The organism is Cupriavidus sp. GW822-FHT03E04 (genome assembly GCF_058801495.1).
In genome coordinates this window covers 295,801-310,313 of record NZ_JBXANI010000006.1, presented here as the reverse complement: position 1 = coordinate 310,313, position 14,513 = coordinate 295,801, and the positions used below count along the sequence as shown (strand labels likewise).

The window sequence follows — 14,513 nt, the reverse complement described above, 5'->3', positions numbered from 1 at the left end:
ATCACTGGACTCAACGCCACGCTGTCGTCCGCCTTACGGAATTGTCATTCAGCGCTCATCTGATTTCGGTTAAAAATGACGTCCGGAACTGGGTTTCCTGCTCAAGGGACATCAAATGAAAATTCTGATCGTCGAAGACGAGGCCAAGACAGCAGACTACTTGCGCATAGGTTTGACCGAGAGCGGATGTGTGGTCGATGTGGCAAGCAATGGCATCGATGGGAGACATCTGGCTGTACAGAACGACTACGACGCGATTGTGCTTGATGTCATGCTGCCCGGTATCGATGGATTTGCCGTACTGGAAGCGCTCAGGGCCAGCCGACAGACACCTGTGATCATGCTGACCGCCCGTGACAGGATCGAAGACCGCGTGAAAGGTCTGCAGGCGGGCGCTGATGACTACTTAATCAAACCCTTCTCATTCCTCGAACTGCAGGCACGATTGCATGTGTTGATCCGACGCGGAAAGCCGCAGGAAATGGTGCATCTTCAAATTGCCGACCTCCACGTGGATATGTTGGCACGCAAGGCTTATCGCGGCAATGTGAGGCTGGAGCTGACCGCCAAGGAGTTCAATCTGTTGACCACGCTGGCGAGGCGTAAGGGAAAAATACTGTCAAAGACGGAGCTGGCGGAACTCGTGTGGGATATGAACTTCGACAGCAACACCAACGTGGTCGAAGTTGCGATCAAGCGGCTGCGGGACAAGATCGATGGGCCGTATGATAACAAGCTGCTACACACCATTCGTGGTATGGGCTACGTTCTAGAGTCCCGGATCAATGATGTGACGCAATGATACGCTCGATTGCATTCCGGCTCTCGTTACTATTCGGGCTGGTCGGCCTTATAGTGTTCGCGCTTTCAGGCATCGCACTATATCAAGGACTCCGTCATACGCTCGATCAGCAATTGGACAACGACCTGCGCGCGAAACTGGAGGTGGTCCAGAACCTCGTGGAGAAGGTGCCGTCGGTCGAGCGGTGGGGTGAGTTACGCGACGCATTGACCATGTTGACCACCACGGACGGAAACACTCGCTTCTGGATCTCCTGTATGGATCCCTCCCTGAATTACGGAAAGAATTTTCCGTCCGCGCTTCATCCGCCAGGGGACAGCCGCATCAAGCAATTGGTGCTCGATGATCCGCAGCACCCGCTGAGAACCCTAGGGAAAATGCTAAAACCTCTGGCGGACCATCCGGAGATCCATCTTGTTGTAGGAGTAAGCACAACGCAGATCGCGGAAACGATGCGAGCTTTCGCAGTCGGACTGACCATAATCTGCTTGTGTGGCATCGTACTCGTCAGCGGACTCGGCTACTGGGTGGCACGCGTTGGACTGCATCCGGTAGCGCAACTATCCGCTTGCGCGCAGTCACTCAGCCCGAGCAATCGGGCTCAACGTCTGCACCTTGTTCCGGCAGTTAGTGAGCTGACCCCTTTGGTATCATCGTTCAATGGCGCGCTAGACCGGCTTGAATCTGCCTATGCGCAGCTAGAAGGCTTCAGCGCCGACGTAGCGCATGAACTGCGAACGCCGATAGGAAATATGCTTGGAGCCACGCAGGTGATGCTCACTCGCGAACGCAGCGCGGCGGATCTGCGCAATGTATTGCAGTCAAATCTCGAGGAGCTCGAACGTCTCGGAGCCATCGTCAATGACATGCTATTTTTGGCCCGAGCCGACCAGGGAGAGGCTGCACAAACATTGAGGCAGACCAGGCTCTCCGACGAAGTGAAGAAAACGGTTGAATTCCTGGCGCCATTGATTGACGAAAGGGCTCTGACGGTCCAAACAGAGGGAGACGCAGAAACACTTGTGGACCGGGCGTTGTTCCGGCGAGCGATAACCAACTTGCTGCACAATGCCATACAGTACTCGTCCCCTAGTTCGAATGTGCGCGTAACAATGCGGGTGTGCCACGAAGGCGCTGAAGTTGCGGTGTCAAATGTTGGCGCCCAAATTGCATCGGAACACCTGAATCGTTTGTTCGACCGTTTCTATCGCATTGATTCATCACGCGCGCGAGGCTCGGACAGCCACGGCCTCGGCCTGGCGATCGTGAAGGCCATAGCACGCATGCATGGTGGCACCGTTTTCGCTAGCAGTAGCGAAGGCATAAACACCTTCGGTATGAGAATTCAAGGCAGTATGTTCGAGGGCCTTCAGAATCGCCAACGCCCCCGACCTGTCGGCGATGTCCGCAGGAGTCAGGTTCACCATTAGCAGCCGGCCATTCCTGCCCGCGGCAATATGCCACCTGCGCTAGACCAGCATCTTTCCCGCTTCCGGGTCGCACTCTTTCGTCAATGGCGCTTTCACGGATCGGCTATCCTGTTCCATATCCGAACCTGTGTACAGGTCTACGGCGAATTATCAAACGGGCCCTGATGTGCGCGCGGCGGCAGCAGTGGAGACACGCGACCCATGCAGCTTGGCGATGCGAACGCGATGGCATCCCTGTCTGTCAGTTGTCGCAAGCATTGTCCTGCAAGGCGAGGTCGCCTTCCCTGCATACCAGTCCGCGCGGTAACGGGTGCGCGTTGGCAGGATCGTGCAGTACCGGCCCGGAAGCCGGTGTCATGGCAGTGTCGCACTTGCCACCGGACCACTCTCCCTGAGCCCTCCTCCTAGGGCGCGATACAGGTCGATGGCATTGGCTAGGCGAAGCTGGCGCGCCTGTATTAGCGCCTGCTCCGCGGCAAGGAGCTGGCGCTGCGCATCCAGCGATTCCATTTGACCGCCCACGCCATTGCGCCATCGCTGGCTGACAAGCCGGTACCGCGCAGCCTCGGCGTCACGCACCTGCACCTGGCCCGCCACCGTCTCCTGCAAGGTGGCGAGCGCCGATAGCGCATCGGCCACTTCGCGGAACGCCACTTGGATGGTGCGCTCATAGTTGGTGGCCTGAATGCGCAGGCGAACCTCGGCCAGATTGAGATTCGCACGGTTGCGGCCTAAATCGAAGACCGGCAGCACGAGTTGCGGCGCGAATGACCAGGTAGCGGTGTCGGACCCGAAGAGGCTGGCGAGGGTAGGGCTGATGCTGCCCGCCGTCGTGGTCAGCGTGATGCGCGGGAAAAATGCCGCGCGCGCCGCCCCTATAACGGCATTGGCGGACTGCAACTGTTGTTCGGCCTGGCGGATGTCGGGTCGCCGAACCAGCAGGTCCGATGGCAATCCGGCCGGAATGTCGGCGATCACGCTGCTTTCCGACAGCGCGAGCGGCGCGGGTAGCCCTCCCAGTGCGGCCAACGGGGTTCCGATCAGCACTTCCAGCGCATTCTGCGCCTGCGCGCGAAGGCGGCCCAGCTCGGCCACGGCCACACGGGCCTGGGCGACCAGGGATTCGTTATCCTGCAGGTCCAGCGCCGCAGCCATGCCGGCGTCGTATCGCTGCCGGGTGAGCGCATAGGCGCGGTTGCGCGCGTCGAGCGTGGAGCGTGCGATGGCATACTGCTCGGCGTACGAGCGCTCCGCGAGATAGGCCTTGGCTACTTCCGCCACAAGAGAAAGCTGCGCGGCGCGACGTGCTTCTTCGGTGGAGAGGTACTGTGCGAGTGCCGCATCGGATAGGCTTCGCACGCGGCCGAAGAAATCCAGTTCGTAAGCGGTGACAGCACCACCGGCTTGGTAGGACTGTCGGATCTCGCCTTGACTATTGAGCGATTGCGCGGTGGATGTCCGCTGGCGCGTGAAACCCGCCGTCGCATCGAGCCGCGGCAGCAAGTCGGCGCGCTGCACGCGATAGAGGGCGCGCGCTTCGTCGATCCGGAGCGCGGCCACGCGCAGATCGCGATTGTTCTCCAGCGCGGCGGCAATCACGCCTTGTAAGCGCAGGTCGCGGAAGAATTCGCGCCAGCCGATGTCGCTGGCGCTGCGCGATGTGGCCGGGGCTGGCTTGGCAAAGCCTTCAGGCGCATCAGGGTAGGCGGGGGCCACTGGCGATGCAGGGCGTTCATAGGGGGGCGCAAGCGTGCAGCCGGTTATAAGGAAGCCGGTCAGCAGCGCGGACAGTCTCGGGATCATTTCAGGGTTCGGACGTGCGGTGGGCGCTGCCGCAGTTCGGCGGGGTCGTCGGGTCTGCATGGCGTCGCCCTATTCCGTGGCAGCCGCCGGCTGCTGCAATTGCACGGGTCTCCTGCGGTAACGCGAGAGCCTGTCAAGTCCCAGGTAGACCACTGGAGTGGTGAAGAGCGTGAGCATCTGGCTCAACAGCAAGCCGCCGACCACGGCCACGCCGAGGGGCTGCCGTAGCTCCGCGCCGGTACCGAAGCCGAGCATCAGCGGTACGGCGCCTAGCAGAGCTGCCAGCGTGGTCATCATGATAGGACGGAAGCGCGTGAGCGCGGCCTCATAGATGGCCTGTCCAGGACTGATGTCGCGCGCGCGCCGCGCTTCGAGCGCGAAATCGATTAATAGGATGCCGTTCTTCTTGACGATGCCGATCAGCAGGATTACGCCGATCAGCGCCATGATCGAGAAGTCAAAGCCGCCGAGCCACAGGAAGGCGAGAGCGCCAATGGCGGCCGACGGCAACGTGGACAGGATGGTGAGCGGATGGACCAGGCTCTCGTACAGCACACCGAGGATGATGTATACGGCGAGCAGCGCAGCCAGGATCAGGCTCGGCTGACCAGCCAGCGCCTCCTGGAATGCCTGGGCCGAGCCGAGGAATGTGCCTTGGATGGAGGCGGGCATGCCGATGCGTCGGCGTATCTCATCGATCCGCGCCACGGCGTCGCCGAGCGGCGCGCGCGCAGCCAGGTTGAACGATATGTTGACGGCGGGCAACAAGCCGTGGTGCAGGATCGAAACCGGCCCGGCACCTGGCGCGGCGATGGTGACGATGGCTGAGAGCGGCACCATGTCACCGGAAATCGGCGAGCGCAGCCGGAGCGATTGAAGCGTCTCGATATCGCCTCGACCGTCGCCGTCCACTTCCAGCACCACCTTGTACTGGTTGGTATCGGTCTGGAATTCATTGATCTGGCGCTGGCCGAAGGCGTTATATAGCGCGTCGTCTACATCGCCTGCGGTGAGACCCAGGCGGGCGGCAGCTGCGCGATCGATTTGCAGGCGAATGACGTTGGCGCCGAGCTGCAGGTCGCTGGACAAGTCGCGGTAGAGCGGATCCTTCTGTAGTTCAGCGGCCAGGCGCTGCGACCAAGTGTACAGATTGCCCGTGTCGTTCGCCTTCAGCACATATTGATATTGGGCGCGCGGCTGGCCCGCGCCGATGTTGATGTCCTGCGCTGCGCGCAGATAAAGCTGGATGCCGGGTATTGCCGCCAGCTTGGGGCGCAGCCGGTCGATTAGGGCACTGGCTGAAACATCGCGGTTCGAGCGGTCCTTGAGCACTATCCAGAAGCGCCCGTTGGCCAGTGTCTGGCTGCCACCGGTCATACCAACTGACTGGGTGATCGTGAGCACGGCAGGATCGGCGCGGATGATGTCAGTCAGCGCACGGTGCTTCTCGAGCATGGCCGTGTATGGGACATCGGCGGCCGCCTGGGAGGTGCCTACGATAAAGGCTGTGTCCTGCAGAGGAAAGAAGCCCTTTGGCATCAGCACGAAGCCGGCTGCACTGAGGCATACAGTGATGCCGAACACGCTTAGCATAAGGCCCTGTCGCCGCAGGCACCAGCGCAGTCCGACGGCGTATCGCTGCACGAGCCATGCGGACAGCCGGGATTGCTTGAAATCAACGCCATGCGCACCCCGGCGCATGGCCACGGCAGCCAGCGATGGCGCCAGCGTCAGAGAAATGACCACGGAGATCAGGATGGCCACGGCAGAGGTCAGCGCGAACTCGCGGAACAGCCTGCCGACCACGCCAGACATGAACAGGAGCGGGATGAACACGGCCACCAGCGACAGGCCGATTGATAAAACGGTCGAACCGACCTCTTCCACGCCGCGCAGCGCGGCTTGTCGCATGCTCAGCCCGGTTTCCTGATAACGATGAATGTTCTCGATCACGACGATGGCGTCATCGACGATGAAGCCAACCGCCACCACCACAGCGACGAGCGTCAGGTTGTTCAGGCTGAAACCCATCAGGTACATGGCCGCGAAGGTGGCCGCCAGGGACACTACTAGCACCGCCGCGACGACCAGTGTGGCAGACCACTGGCGTAGGAACAGCGCCATCACACCGATCACCAATGCGATGGTTATCACTAGCGTCAACTCGACCTCGTGCAGGGAGGCGCGAATCGTGCGGGTGCGGTCGTTGGTGATCTCTACCTGAATGGCTGCGGGCAGCGCTTCGCGCAGGGCAGGAAGCGCGCGTGCGATGCGGTCATATGTCCCGACGATGTTGGCGCCGGGCTGGCGCATGATCGACAGGGCGACACCTGGCCGGCCGTTAGGAAATGCGTTCACATAGGCATCCTCTGGGCCCAGCGCGACCTGTGCCACATCCTTCAGGAATACCGGGCTGCCCCCCCGCCAGGCAACCACGAGGTCGCCGTAGGCGCCTGGCTCGAGCAACTGGCCGTTGGTGTCGAGCGTGCTCACGCGCGTGTCGCCATATAGCGCGCCTTTCGGCGCATTGCGGCTGGCGGCGCGAATGGCGGTGCGGATGTCCGCCAGCGTCAGGCCCACGCCCGCGAGCGCCACGGGCGACGCCTGCACGCGAATGGCCGGTCTGCGCAGGCCGGTGGTAGTGATCAGGCCCACGCCGGGCAATTGGCCGATCTCGCGCACCAGAACACGCTCTGCATAGTCGCTGACCTCGGTCAGCGAGAGCGAATCGGAATGCACGCCAATGATCGCGACTGGGCTGTCGGCTGGGTTGACCTTGCGCCAGGTCGGCATGGACGGCATGTCAGGCGGCAACCTGCTGCTGGCCCGGTTGATCGCCGCCTGTACCTCCTGCACGGCGCTGTCGAGCCGTGTATCCAGCGTGAACTGGAGGACGATGCTAGCTGAGCCCAATGCGCTGGTTGACGTCATCTCCGCGATGCCCGGGATCGCACTAAACTGGACCTCAAGCGGTGTGGCGACTGACGACGCTATGGTGTCGGGACTTGCTCCAGGCAGTAGCGCGTTGACCTGGATGGTTGGCACTTCGGCCTCAGGAAGCGGTGCGACGGGCAACTGGAAGTAGCTGACTACGCCCAGCAGGACCAACGCCATGGCGAGCAGGACGGTGCCGATCGGGTGATCGACGAACCAGCGATAGAGGGGGGCTCGTTCTGTCACGTCAGATTCTCGCCTTCGTGGTGGCAGGCGGAACGGTCACGCGTACGCCAGGGCGCAGGCGCGACTGTCCGTCGGATATCAGCTGGTCGCCGGCGGTCACGCCATCGATCACGACTTGCTGCCGGTCCTGGTAGAGGACGTTGACGGGTATGATTTCCACTGTGCTGTCCGGCTTCAGGCGGAACACATACGGTTTGTCCTGCTCGCCATAGCGGAGCACCGCAGGCGTGGAAACCAGCGCGTCGTGCAGCAGCCCTGTCTGTAGACGCACAGTGACAAACTGGCCGGGCCAGAGCTGACCAGCACTGTTATCGAACTCCGCCTTGACACGTACCGCGCCATTGCTTGTACCCACGCGGCTGTCGATCACCAGCAGTCGTCCCTGCGCCACGGACGTTCCAGCCTCGCGAGATATCGCTTGCACAGCGGCCGGCGTGCCGGCGCGAATCAGGCTCTGTAATACTGGCAGCGCCGACTGCGGCATGGCGAACTCCACCGTTATCGGTGCGATCTGCGTCACTGTAAACAGCCCCTCGGTGTCATTCATACGGACCAGATTGCCTTCGTCGACATTGCGCAGACCGACCCGCCCAGAAATGGGCGAGCGTATCCGCGTATAAGACAGCCGCACTTCCTCGGCGGCGATCGCGGCGCGGTTGCCTTGCGCGGTCGCGCGTAGCTGTTCCACCAAGGCTACTTGCCGGTCGAGTGTCTGGCGCGGGATCGCGTTCTCGCCTATCAAGGTCTTGTAGCGCTTCAGATCCAGTTCGGCTATCCGCAGTTGAGCCAGGGTCAGCTCCAGCGTGGCGCGGGCCTGGTTGAGTGCCGCCTGGACGGGGCGGTCGTCCAGGGACGCTAGCAATTCTCCCTTCGTGACTTGCTGGCCTTCAACCACATAAAGGCGTGTGAGATGGCCATCGATCTGCGCCCGCACCACGACGTCGCGCAACGAACGCACTGTGCCGACGCTTTCCGCTTGGCGTGGCACATCCCGCGCCTCCACGCGTGAAAGCAGTACCGGAACGGGCGGGGGCGGCGCTGCGGGGGCGGGCGAATGGCTCGACTGGCTGCGCTGGAGCAGGCCCAGTGTGCCGAGCAGGATCAGTGCGAGGGCAGAACTGGCCAGAGCCGCGCGTCGCGAGCGGGTGGAGAGGGGCGGCAATTGCATTTCGGGTAGGCCATTGCGGGCCATGAATCATTGGCAAGGAATTTATAGCGGAAGATCGCTGGCGCCACGCTGACGCCACGCTGACAGTTGTGTTGGGCAGTACGCTCGCGCGCAATCGCGATGTCGCCGGCCGCGCATGAAATGGCATTCACCGGCCTGACAAATGTTGGCGTCAGGCTACCACGACCACGCGGCTCGCTATGACCGAAGACGGGGCGGCTTCCGTCATTCGTCAGGCTAGTTGTGAGTGGCCGGGGCTGTCCACCTGAAGCCGCTCCTGCTCGACCAAGGGATGAAGGCCGAGAACGTTGCCTGGGTAGCGGGCGTTGCGGGCGGCCTTGTCGGTGCCGTCGCCAGCATGATCGGCGGCTATGTCACCAAGCGGTATGGGGTACGCGCAACACTGCCTGCCGGCGCGTTGCTCAATCTGGCGGTGGTAGTGGCTTTGGCGGCTGCGGTCGCCGGCCACGCTCCGCACTCGGTGTTGATTGCCGCCCCCCTGTCGATTGCCGTGGCGATGGGGGCCGCCGCCGGCCTGTTGTTCGGCCTGATGACGTACCACACCCGCCCCGGCATGACCGCCCTGGACTATGGCATTCAGTCCAGTCTGTTCGCCTTGACGCGGATGGTGATGCCCATGCTGGCGGGCTTGCTTCTGGACTGGCTTGGGTACCTGGGAATGCTGGCTGGCATTATCGCCGGTCTGTTGGGGGTACTCATGCTCACCCTGCAATATCTCAGGGCCGCGCCGCTCGGCAGGCCAAATGTCGGGTCGCTCGGATAGCTCGTCGCCTCCGGCTCCATGGGCATCTTGACGTCAGCATAGGACTAGGCATGAAACATACCGATCAACAGAACATAGAACGAACTGGCGCCCCGGATGGGTGGGGAACCAGCGACCAATGATTGCTTGGGGTGGGCTTCATTCTGATCGCCTTGAACCTGCGAATCATCTGGCCCCTTGCTCAAGCGCCTGGATATCGATCTAACCATCACGCTGCTCGTCACCACCTTGCCTGCTTTGCTGCTGGGACTGTTTTCCGTCATCGGCTTGAAGCTGCGACACCGGCTGGGCGAAGAGCGGGCGATGCTGGTGGCGCTGGTGTTCTTGAGTGCCGGATGCGCGCTGCAAATCGCCAGTGCTTGCCCCCCCAAGCTCATCTGGCCGGCTTCCGCGGCATCCTGCATGCCGACGCGTATGCGGGCTTCAACGCCACTTTTACGGATGGCAGCTACAACGCTCGGCCTGAGGCACTACCGAAATCCTAGCGCCCCTTCACCACAGGGATGCCGATTCGCTTACTGCCAAGGGGCAGTGACTGGCCCATAATTCATTCCATCTGCCGCAACGGCACTATGTTTCCAGGGCCGAGGCGATGGCTTTCGTCCATACGCCAATGGCAAAGGCGCCGGGGTCCACATGCCCGAGTGCTCGTTCTCCGATGTAGGACGAGCGGCCTTTCAGCGGCATCATGTTGCGCGTCGCTTCCGCGCCACCCAAGGCTGCATTCACTACCTGAGCTGCGGCATGCAATGCGCTCTGACCTGCCTCCTGCGAGCGCAACGCGAGGGCCGCAGGCAGCAGGGCATCGAGCATCGTTCTGTCACCGGCTCCAGCGCCGCCCAGCCTGACCATGCCGTCGCAGCCTGCTTGCAGCGCTTCGGCCCAGGCGGATATCGAGGTGAGGCTTGTGCTGGTCGAAAGGGCAGCGCCGGCACGCAGGACAAATACCGCGTACAACGGGCCGGAAGTTCCCCCCAGGACCCGACGCAGGATGCCCGATATCTGCTGCAGGGCAATGGCCGGCCGATCCAAAGCGAGGGTATCGAGTGCGTCGTCGATCGCGCGTGCGCCTCGGGCGAGACTGATGCCGATGTCGCCATCCCCGACAACAGAGTCCAGCTCGGTCAGGATCTCCTCGTTTCGCTGCAGGGCTTGTGTGACGGACTGCAGGACACGCCTGAACACCTGGGCGTTGGCCGCAGGCCACGCAGCACCCTGGGTTGCGCTTTGTTCCGCCGCCTTATCACAAGACTGCCTGGAAATTCCAACTGCGGGAACGGTCATGCCGTGCCAGGCGGTGGCGCCGGCGGGGGCATTGAGGCGCGCCAGAATCGCATCGTCGACCCGCATGAGGGAGATCGAACAGCCGGCCATTTCCAGCGCGGTAAGAAAGGTGCCGACCATCGCAGCTTCCACCTTGATACCGTGCGCAGAGCATCTCAGCAGGGCCTGGCGGGTGACAATGTCCAATTCTTGCGCTGGTGTGGCGCCGAGGTTATTGACCATCAGCGCGACACGATCGCCTGCTTTCAATCGGCCCTGCTCGATGATTCGTTCCAAGAGAACGTTGACCATGTCATCCGCCCGCCGGATAGGGCCACGACGCACGCCACTCTCGCCGTGAATGCCGAGCCCGTATTCGACTTCGTTGGCTTCGATCTTGAAGCCCGGCTTTCCGGCGGCCGGTACCGTACAGGCACTTAGCCCCAGCCCCATGCTGAACAAACCTGCGGCTGCCTGTTGAGCCTCGGCCCTGACCTCCATGAGCGATAGGCCGGCATCGGCTGCAGCGCCCGCGACCTTATGAATGAATACCGTGCCGGCAATGCCGCGGCGGCCTACCAGACCGCCGTTGTCGTTCAGGGCAACGTCATCACCCACCACCAGCATCTCGACCTTCACGCCGAACGTTCTGGCAATCTCTGCTGCCAGCCCGAAGTTAAGGCGATCGCCTGTGTAGTTCTTCACGATCAAAAGCACGCCAGCCGGGCCGGCGACAGTCATGATGGCGTTGAGAACGGCGTCCACGCTGGGCGAGGTGAATACCGGCCCGGCAACGGCAGCAGTCAGCATGCCGCTGCCTACGTAACCCCCGTGGGCAGGTTCGTGGCCGGCGCCGCCGCCCGAAATGATGCTCACCTTGTTGGCGGCGGCGAGCGCCTGGAAGTCTTTGCGAACGACAGTGTTCTCGCCTGCCAGCAGCGTCAGCCTGTGGTCGGCCAGCACAACGCCCTCAAGCATTTCGTCGACCACTGAAAGCGGGTCATTGATCAGTTTCTTCATCGTAATGTTCCCTTTCGCCTGAATCTGTCGCCAGGAATGCTGGCTGGGGCACCGCCAAGGCATCCGTCCAGCGACGCAGCCAGCCACGGTGACAATTTCTTATAGTAAGCGGAATCAACTGGCCGAGGCTGAACGTGCAGCTACGCGCGTCAGGGGTACCGGAGAAATACCGCGCATCAACATTCGGAGTGCTTGTGATTCATATAAGTATACGCTAATGTATTGTCATGATTGAAAACGACATCTTCAAGGCGTTGGCCGATCCGACCCGCCGCATGATCTTCGAGAAGCTGGCGGCTGGCAGCATGAACGCCAGTGCCTTGCGGCAAGGCATGGAGATCAGCCAGTCGGCCATGTCCCAGCACCTTTCGGTCCTGCGCAACGCAAGGCTGGTGCGCGAAGAGCGGCAAGGCCGTTTCGTGAATTACGAGGTCAACCCAGAGGGCTTGGCCCTCATCGCCGGCTGGCTGGCTAAGTATCGCGCCTACTGGCCGGCGCGCGTCGACACGTTGAAGGCTTTGCTGAAGGACATGGACCAATGAACGACATGCAAACCGAAGGGCAGATGAAGGATCTGGTGCTCGAATACGAACTCGACGCGCCGCCCGAGAAGGTCTGGCGGGCAATCAGCATCCCCGCGTTTCGCGAGAAATGGCTGCCCCAGGGAGCATTGGCCGATGCCGAGCCGGTTTCTTCGACGCCAGACGAGGAAATTCGCTACAGGATGCGGGACGAAGAGCCGCCTTTCCTCGAAAGCACAGTGACGTTTCGGCTCAAGCCCAATGCCGTTGGCGGCACCGTGCTCAGAATCATCCACGTGCTGGAAGACGCTCGGCTAGAGCGCCACGCGCCGACGGCCGCGAACGACAGCTGGCCCTACCTCATGCGCGCCGCCTGACGCCTCGCGCCGGCAACCGCAAATCTGGAAGACAGGAGTTCGCCAATGCGCGAAATGATGCAACTCGTCCCTACGGTCGTCGAGCAATCCAGCCGGGGAGAACGGTCCTTCGACATCTATTCGCGGCTTCTGCGCGAGCGGATCGTCTTCCTGAACGGTGAGGTCAACGATGCGGTATCCGCATTGGTCTGTGCGCAGCTCCTGTTCCTGGAAGCCGAGAATCCGGCGAAGCCTATCCATCTCTACATCAACTCGCCCGGCGGGGTCATTACAAGCGGTCTCGCCATGTACGACACCATGCAATACATCAAAGCGCCGGTGCATACGCTGTGCATGGGAACCGCGCGCTCCATGGGCTCGTTTCTGCTGATGGCGGGTGAGCCAGGCGAAAGGGCGGCGCTCCCCAATGCGAGTCTGCACGTCCATCAACCGCTGGGCGGTTTTCAAGGGCAGGCGTCGGATTTCCTCATTCATGCCGAGGAGATGCAGCGGACCAAGCATCGTGTCACCCGGCTCTATGCCGAACATTGCGGGCGCACCTACGAGGAGGTCGAGCGCACCCTTGACAGAGACCGCTACATGACATCGGAGCAAGCGCTGGAATGGGGGCTGATCGACCGCGTCCTCACGCAACGGGAGCCGACACCGTTGCGGTGAGCGAGCGAGCCGAGCCTCCTGGCGCCGGCCAGTAGAACTCGGATCTTGATGCGGGAAGGCGACAGCTGTGATTGCGGCCTGTAAACTGGCGGCGCGATGCGTGGATTTCGCGCTTACCTTACTCCGCCCGTACAACAGATGAACATCTTCTCCCGCTACTTCGGACGCGCCGACGAATCTGCCGATGCCACCGCCCTGACCGCCAACGCCGCTATCGAGAATCCGCTTAGCCTGCAGGTGCTGTTCTGCGGACCGCTCACGATGCAGGCGGCTGCGTTGACGACCGCCTTGCGCGCCTTTCATCCCTCCATGAGCAAGGCCCGCGCCGAGATTGCGCCAGATATGCAGGAGTTGTTCGGGCTCATCGGCTGGGGCAAGCATGTGGTGCGGCTGATTGGTTTCGATGCCCCCTATCCGCAGGACTCGCTCGAAGCCTGCGTGGCGCCCGCAGCCTACCCGGCGCAGGTCAAGGACGAGGTACGCGCGCACACCAGCCACATCATCCTGTACTACGCTGGTTTTGACGACAATCCGCTGGAGCAGTACGTAGCGCTCGCCGCCGTAGCCGGCGCCCTGGCGGGCTTCGGTGCCCTGGCGGTGTTGAACGAGCATGCGCGCACCTCACTGCCCGCCGGTATCCTGGCGCCAGACAGTCTTGGCAGCGAGAGCCTGGAATTGCTGCGCAGCCTGCCGCTCAATGCCCTCTACTGCGGGTTCGTCAAGTATGAAGTGCAGGATGTACAGGGCGTGTGGATGCGCACCTATGGCGGCGACCTGTTCGGACTCCCCGACTTTGCTGTGCTTGCCAGTGGGCACGAAGAGGGCCAGCGGTATGCCGACATCTTCAACAACATCATGGGCTATATGATGGAAAGCGGCGCGGAGCTGGCGGCCGGGCATACCATGCAGATCGGCGAATCCACCTATATGAAACTGCGCGAGCCGGCCGAGGTGGAGTATTTCCTGGATGGCCCCGGAAAGATGCTGGTTGCAGAGGTGATTACGGAGGCGCAGATCAATCTGTAGCACTGCGTAACTGTTGCCGCTTGACGAATATTTGCGTGGCCCGGGGCCGGCATGCTCCTTCTCATGTGCCTTCGCGCGCGTAGGTGCGAGGCGGCCTGGCCGCGCGACAATGGCGCTGCCGGGAACGCATCAACCACACACTCAATGGAGAGTAGACATCGAAGACATCGCCTTTGGCCTCGGCCTGCTTGTGGGGGGCATCTCCGCAGCCGTCGGGAGCATGCAGCTGCGCTCGGTAATATGGCGCGTGGCTTTGCCGGCCAGCATGGCAATCGCAGCATTTGCCGCAGCGACAATCTGGGGGCGACCGTACTCGGGCCTTCTGGTTTTGTTCATCAGCGTGGCCACCGGCAGTGGTTATCTGATCGGCATGCTGGCAACCCTTTTCACGCGGCGCGCCATCCATCGAAGGACAGGTTGACGCGCGGATGAACCAATGCGCCAGGCTGTCGCCGATCCAATTGCCTCGTCACCTTTGAAAT

General features: G+C 62.0%; 13 protein-coding genes. 8 read left to right on the top strand and 5 right to left on the bottom strand.

Annotated elements, in window-relative coordinates; all coding sequences use genetic code 11:
• Nucleotides 1-115 precede the first annotated feature (115 nt).
• Nucleotides 116-802, top strand: a complete 687-nt coding sequence (locus AC1RQC_RS10585; protein WP_492372290.1) for a heavy metal response regulator transcription factor — start codon at nt 116-118, stop codon at nt 800-802.
• Nucleotides 799-2,232, top strand: a complete 1,434-nt coding sequence (locus AC1RQC_RS10580; RefSeq protein WP_492883222.1) for a heavy metal sensor histidine kinase — start codon at nt 799-801, stop codon at nt 2,230-2,232. Before AC1RQC_RS10585 ends, AC1RQC_RS10580 begins: the two co-directional genes overlap by 4 nt.
• Nucleotides 2,233-2,586: 354 nt before the next feature.
• Here the strand turns inward: AC1RQC_RS10580 and AC1RQC_RS10575 are convergent, their stop codons facing one another.
• The 3 genes from AC1RQC_RS10575 to AC1RQC_RS10565 all read right to left on the bottom strand — a co-directional run bounded on the left by AC1RQC_RS10575 (nt 2,587) and on the right by AC1RQC_RS10565 (nt 8,407).
• Complete coding sequence (locus tag AC1RQC_RS10575) at nt 2,587-4,035, bottom strand: efflux transporter outer membrane subunit (protein WP_492372288.1); 1,449 nt, start codon at nt 4,033-4,035, stop codon at nt 2,587-2,589.
• 69 nt (nt 4,036-4,104) lie between these two features.
• The gene (locus AC1RQC_RS10570) at nt 4,105-7,215 is read right to left on the bottom strand and encodes an efflux RND transporter permease subunit (RefSeq protein ID WP_492883220.1); all 3,111 of its coding nucleotides are present in this window, start codon (nt 7,213-7,215) and stop codon (nt 4,105-4,107) included.
• A 1-nt stretch (nt 7,216) separates the two neighbouring features.
• Nucleotides 7,217-8,407 carry an efflux RND transporter periplasmic adaptor subunit gene (locus AC1RQC_RS10565; RefSeq protein ID WP_492812346.1) on the bottom strand — a complete coding sequence of 397 codons (1,191 nt, stop codon included), beginning with the start codon at nt 8,405-8,407 and terminating at the stop codon, nt 7,217-7,219.
• A gap of 268 nt (nt 8,408-8,675) precedes the next feature.
• Between AC1RQC_RS10565 and AC1RQC_RS10560 the strand changes: the two genes are divergently transcribed.
• Nucleotides 8,676-9,167: an MFS transporter gene (locus tag AC1RQC_RS10560; protein WP_492883218.1), complete on the top strand. Its 492-nt coding sequence runs from the start codon at nt 8,676-8,678 to the stop codon at nt 9,165-9,167.
• Nucleotides 9,168-9,211: 44 nt separating this feature from the next.
• Here the strand turns inward: AC1RQC_RS10560 and AC1RQC_RS10555 are convergent, their stop codons facing one another.
• Both AC1RQC_RS10555 and dhaL read right to left on the bottom strand, forming a co-directional pair.
• On the bottom strand, nt 9,212-9,571 hold the full coding sequence (locus tag AC1RQC_RS10555) for a hypothetical protein (RefSeq protein ID WP_492883299.1): 360 nt from the start codon (nt 9,569-9,571) through the stop codon (nt 9,212-9,214).
• A 166-nt stretch (nt 9,572-9,737) separates the two neighbouring features.
• Entirely contained in the window at nt 9,738-11,450 is a 1,713-nt protein-coding gene (gene dhaL, locus AC1RQC_RS10550; RefSeq protein WP_492883216.1) for a dihydroxyacetone kinase subunit DhaL, read from the bottom strand.
• 227 nt (nt 11,451-11,677) lie between these two features.
• On the opposite strand from dhaL, the gene AC1RQC_RS10545 reads away from it, so the two are divergent.
• The 5 genes from AC1RQC_RS10545 to AC1RQC_RS10525 all read left to right on the top strand — a co-directional run bounded on the left by AC1RQC_RS10545 (nt 11,678) and on the right by AC1RQC_RS10525 (nt 14,452).
• Complete coding sequence (locus AC1RQC_RS10545) at nt 11,678-11,992, top strand: ArsR/SmtB family transcription factor (protein ID WP_492883214.1); 315 nt, start codon at nt 11,678-11,680, stop codon at nt 11,990-11,992.
• The gene (locus AC1RQC_RS10540; protein WP_492883212.1) at nt 11,989-12,348 is read left to right on the top strand and encodes an SRPBCC family protein; all 360 of its coding nucleotides are present in this window, start codon (nt 11,989-11,991) and stop codon (nt 12,346-12,348) included. The genes AC1RQC_RS10545 and AC1RQC_RS10540 overlap by 4 nt, the downstream gene beginning before the upstream one ends.
• A gap of 45 nt (nt 12,349-12,393) precedes the next feature.
• The gene (locus AC1RQC_RS10535) at nt 12,394-13,005 is read left to right on the top strand and encodes an ATP-dependent Clp protease proteolytic subunit (RefSeq protein WP_492830962.1); all 612 of its coding nucleotides are present in this window, start codon (nt 12,394-12,396) and stop codon (nt 13,003-13,005) included.
• 138 nt (nt 13,006-13,143) lie between these two features.
• Nucleotides 13,144-14,031 carry a DUF4261 domain-containing protein gene (locus tag AC1RQC_RS10530; RefSeq protein ID WP_492883210.1) on the top strand — a complete coding sequence of 296 codons (888 nt, stop codon included), beginning with the start codon at nt 13,144-13,146 and terminating at the stop codon, nt 14,029-14,031.
• Between the two features lie 109 nt (nt 14,032-14,140).
• Nucleotides 14,141-14,452, top strand: coding sequence for a hypothetical protein (locus tag AC1RQC_RS10525; RefSeq protein ID WP_492883208.1), 312 nt, complete (start codon nt 14,141-14,143; stop codon nt 14,450-14,452).
• Nucleotides 14,453-14,513: the final 61 nt, after the last annotated feature.

Bases quoted from the DNA above. Each gene is read 5' to 3' on its own strand.
- AC1RQC_RS10560 (WP_492883218.1), top strand. From the start codon at position 8,676: ATGAAGGCCGAGAACGTTGCCTGGGTAGCGGGCGTTGCGGGCGGCCTT.
- AC1RQC_RS10565 (WP_492812346.1), bottom strand. From the start codon at position 8,407: ATGGCCCGCAATGGCCTACCCGAAATGCAATTGCCGCCCCTCTCCACC.
- AC1RQC_RS10540 (WP_492883212.1), top strand. From the start codon at position 11,989: ATGAACGACATGCAAACCGAAGGGCAGATGAAGGATCTGGTGCTCGAA.
- AC1RQC_RS10535 (WP_492830962.1), top strand. From the start codon at position 12,394: ATGCGCGAAATGATGCAACTCGTCCCTACGGTCGTCGAGCAATCCAGC.
- AC1RQC_RS10575 (WP_492372288.1), bottom strand. From the start codon at position 4,035: ATGATCCCGAGACTGTCCGCGCTGCTGACCGGCTTCCTTATAACCGGC.
- AC1RQC_RS10545 (WP_492883214.1), top strand. From the start codon at position 11,678: ATGATTGAAAACGACATCTTCAAGGCGTTGGCCGATCCGACCCGCCGC.
- AC1RQC_RS10530 (WP_492883210.1), top strand. From the start codon at position 13,144: ATGAACATCTTCTCCCGCTACTTCGGACGCGCCGACGAATCTGCCGAT.
- dhaL (WP_492883216.1), bottom strand. From the start codon at position 11,450: ATGAAGAAACTGATCAATGACCCGCTTTCAGTGGTCGACGAAATGCTT.
- AC1RQC_RS10525 (WP_492883208.1), top strand. From the start codon at position 14,141: ATGGCGCTGCCGGGAACGCATCAACCACACACTCAATGGAGAGTAGAC.
- AC1RQC_RS10580 (WP_492883222.1), top strand. From the start codon at position 799: ATGATACGCTCGATTGCATTCCGGCTCTCGTTACTATTCGGGCTGGTC.
- AC1RQC_RS10555 (WP_492883299.1), bottom strand. From the start codon at position 9,571: ATGCAGGATGCCGCGGAAGCCGGCCAGATGAGCTTGGGGGGGCAAGCA.
- AC1RQC_RS10585 (WP_492372290.1), top strand. From the start codon at position 116: ATGAAAATTCTGATCGTCGAAGACGAGGCCAAGACAGCAGACTACTTG.